Here is a 3353-nt window from a genome sequence, read left to right as displayed (position 1 = left end):
AAAAAGCTTCAAGACCATGGGTCGATCCCCATTTGTGTGACACTCTTATTGCTTCTCAGGTTCGTTTCATCGCCTATCATGCGGACCCTTCATGCCGCCGCCCATCGCTCATAAAGAAACGCCCGACCAGCACTGGATGCACCTCGCCCTCGACCAGGCCCAGCTTGGCGTCGGTCTCACCAGCCCGAATCCGCCCGTGGGCGCTGTCATTGTCGCCCAGGAAAGAGTCATCGGTCGCGGCTACCACCACAAGGCGGGCGAGCCGCATGCCGAGGTAGAGGCCATCCGCGATGCGCAAAAATTAAACCCCAAGCTGCTGCGCGGCTCCACGATTTACGTCACCCTCGAACCCTGCTGCACGCAGGGCAAAACACCGCCCTGCACCGAGGCGATCAAAGCCGCTGGCATCAAGCGCGTGGTCTTCGGCGCCCATGATCCCAATCCCAGCCATCGCGAGCAGTGCCGCAGCATCTTCATGCTTGCGGGCATCGAGGTCACTGCCGGAGTGCTCGATGAAGAGTGCCGGGCGATCATCCGCCCCTTTGCCAAATGGATCACCACCGGCATCCCTTACGTGATCGCCAAGGCCGGGCAGAGTCTGGATGGCCGCATCACGCGTCCGGCGGGGGAAAGTTCGCTGATCACCAACGATGCCGCCCGTGCCCACGGCCGCAGACTGCGCATGCGTGTGGACGCCATCCTTGTCGGTGCGGAGACCATCCGCAAAGACAACCCCCAACTCACGCTGCGTGATGGCAGCGCTGGCAGCGGCAAGCTGCAGCCCTGGCGCGTCGTGCTCACCCGAAGCGGCGACATTCCCCAGCACTCCCAGATCTTCACCGATGATTTCAAAGACCGCACGGTCATCATGCATGGCAAAGATCTGCCCGAAGCGCTTGCCATTCTGGGGAAGCACGGCGTGCTTTCTGTTCTCATTGAGGGCGGTGGCATTGTCCTCGGTCACGCGTTTCGTGAGCAGCTCGTCGATGAAGTCTATTGGTACATCGCTCCGCGTCTCTGCGGCGGTGGCCGCCCCTCCATCGCTGGTCCTGCCTTGCCCGCCTCCATCGAGCTGAAAGACGTCACCGTCCGCCCCTTGGGGGACAATGTCTGCTTTCACGGTTTTCCCGTGTGGCCGGGAGCGGTGCAGGAATAAAAAGCGGAGCCGACGAAAACACGGCGTCGCATGCTTGGATGAAAAACGGTTTTTGCTGCTGCGTCAAAGATCAGTTTCCCTGCCATGACAGCGCGGCTATGCGTGCGGCGCATGCCCACTGTTTCGCCTCTTCGTCCCGCTGTTTTCTTTGACCGCGATGGTGTCGTCAATGTCTCCCCGGGGGACGGCTATGTGCTGTGCTGGGAGGATTTTCACTTTGCGCCCGGCATCATCGATGCGCTGGCGCTGTGCCGTGAACGTGGTTATGCGACCATTCTGGTGACGAGCCAGCAGGGCGTGGGCAAAGGGCTGATGACGCAGGAGGCTCTCGACGAATTGCATGCGCACATGCAAAGCGAATTGGTCCCGCATGATGCTGCGCTCGATGGCATCTATGCCTGCACTCACCTCGCGGGAACTTGCACCTGCCGCAAGCCAAGCGCGGAGATGATCTCTCGCGCGCGTGATGAACACGGAATTGATCTGAGCCGCAGCTGGCTGGTGGGCGATCATGATCGAGACATCCAAATGGCCATCAATGCGGGCGTGCCGCGAACGGTACGCATTTTGAGCCATCACGAACCCAAGGTGAATGCGGAGTTCACGCTGGAGGAGACCACGGAGTTGACCGCGCTGCTGCGGGAGAAATTGCCGCAGGTGTGAAGGATTATCCTTCCTGCCTCAGCGCTTGACCATGGCTGATTCGAGCGCCTTGCGGTAGTTCAGCACGGCGTCGCCGATGGCGGCTGAAACCTGCTGGCGGTACGTTTCGGAGGCGACGAGCTGGCATTCGGCACCGTTGGTGACGAAACCGCCTTCAAACAAGATGCCGGGACGCTTGCAGCCGGAGAGCACGCTCCACTGCGCGCGCTTGATGCCACGGTCAACGAATTTGAAGCGGCTGATGACGCTGGCATGCACAGCGGTGGCGAGGGCGATGTTGGCGGAGTCCTGCTTGTTGCCTGTGACGCCGTTGACGTTGTAACCGCCACCGCGGCTGATCGTGGCGGCTGCGCTCTGCGGCGTGAGCGCCCAGGTTTCGATGCCCGTGGCGGCAGCGCCGCCGGAGTTGAAGTGGAAGCTGAGGAAGATGCTCTTCGGCGTCTGGTTCGCGATGGCCACGCGTCCGCCGAGGGTGATGAAGGTGTCGTTGGCGCGTGTCAGGATCACCTTGAAGCCGCGCTGCATCAGAGCTGCGCGCACAGACATGGCCATCTTCAGCGCGAAGTCTTTTTCGTAACCGTAAATGCCGCGCGCACCGGCGTCATGGCCGCCATGGCCGGCATCGACTACGACGGTGTCGAAGAATTCGGCGTTCTGGATGTGGCTGGGGTAGAGCACGGGGTCGATGAGCTTGCACAGATCGAGGCGTGAGAAGAGCACCTTGCCGTTGTACTCCACCACCGGAAAGCTGAGGATAAACTTGATGTTGTTGATCAGCATTTCCTGAGAGCCGATCTGCGCTTTGAGAATGAGCTTGGAGGAGCCGAGCCAGAAGTGCGTGCCCTGTGTCCGGAAGGTGGTGAAGCCGTAGACGGGGTTGTAGAAATTACGAATGCTCTCCGCCGTCACGTAGTCGCGCCCGCCGATTTTCACGATCTCCCAGCCGCCGTTGGCGGGAAGGACTTCGACGGCTTTGGACTTCTCGGTGCTGACGGTCTTGTCGTCATCGTCCTCTTTGAACTCGCCCTTCATCGGGGCTTCGTTGTCCTTGGCCGTGGATTTCGTGACATCCTTGATGGGCTCTTGCTTGGGCGCAGGCTTGGGAGTCTCTGTTTTCGCAACGGTCTTGGCAGGAGCGGTTTTTTTGCCGATCTCCACTTTTTTGCCGCCGGTCGTGGTGATGATGACCCGTGGCGGTTTGCTGCTCGCGGGCTTCTTGGTGGCCGTCTTTTCCGGCTCTGGCTTCGGCTTGGCGGCCGGTTTTTTCTCAGGCTCGGGCGCAGGAGGGGGCGTTTCGGCTTTGCTGCCGCCGCCAAAGAGCTTTTTGAAGAACCCCGGCTTTGCATCTTCTGCATGCGCCACGTCGAACGAGGCTGATGCCAGAGCAAGAGCGAAGATGGCGACGAGGGCCTTGGGGAGTTGGGAGTGCAATCCGGAAGTCATGACGGGAATGACGGCTGTAACGGAGAAAGGCGGGCCTTTATACCCTGAGACGGTGCGGAGCGCAAACGATCTGACAAGTCGAGCCGGGGGT

At 60.7% G+C, this 3353-nt stretch carries 3 protein-coding genes; 2 read left to right on the top strand and 1 reads right to left on the bottom strand.

The features are described 5' to 3' along the window. The first annotated feature begins 91 nt into the window (after window positions 1-91). Both ribD and ACIREA_RS29070 read left to right on the top strand, forming a co-directional pair. The gene (ribD, locus tag ACIREA_RS29075) at window positions 92-1156 is read left to right on the top strand and encodes a bifunctional diaminohydroxyphosphoribosylaminopyrimidine deaminase/5-amino-6-(5-phosphoribosylamino)uracil reductase RibD (protein WP_397385822.1); all 1065 of its coding nucleotides are present in this window, start codon (window positions 92-94) and stop codon (window positions 1154-1156) included. 111 nt (window positions 1157-1267) lie between these two features. Beyond that, the gene (locus ACIREA_RS29070; RefSeq protein WP_397385821.1) at window positions 1268-1819 is read left to right on the top strand and encodes a D-glycero-alpha-D-manno-heptose-1,7-bisphosphate 7-phosphatase; all 552 of its coding nucleotides are present in this window, start codon (window positions 1268-1270) and stop codon (window positions 1817-1819) included. A gap of 18 nt (window positions 1820-1837) precedes the next feature. On the opposite strand, the gene ACIREA_RS29065 is transcribed toward ACIREA_RS29070, so the two are convergent. After that, on the bottom strand, window positions 1838-3353 hold a 1516-nt coding region (locus tag ACIREA_RS29065), incomplete at its 5' end, for an N-acetylmuramoyl-L-alanine amidase (protein ID WP_397385820.1).

Origin of the sequence: Prosthecobacter sp. (assembly GCF_044373815.1) — a bacterium.
Classification (GTDB): domain Bacteria; phylum Verrucomicrobiota; class Verrucomicrobiia; order Verrucomicrobiales; family Verrucomicrobiaceae; genus Prosthecobacter.
Note: the sequence above shows the minus strand (reverse complement) of the source record. Positions and strands in the feature narration are given on the sequence as shown.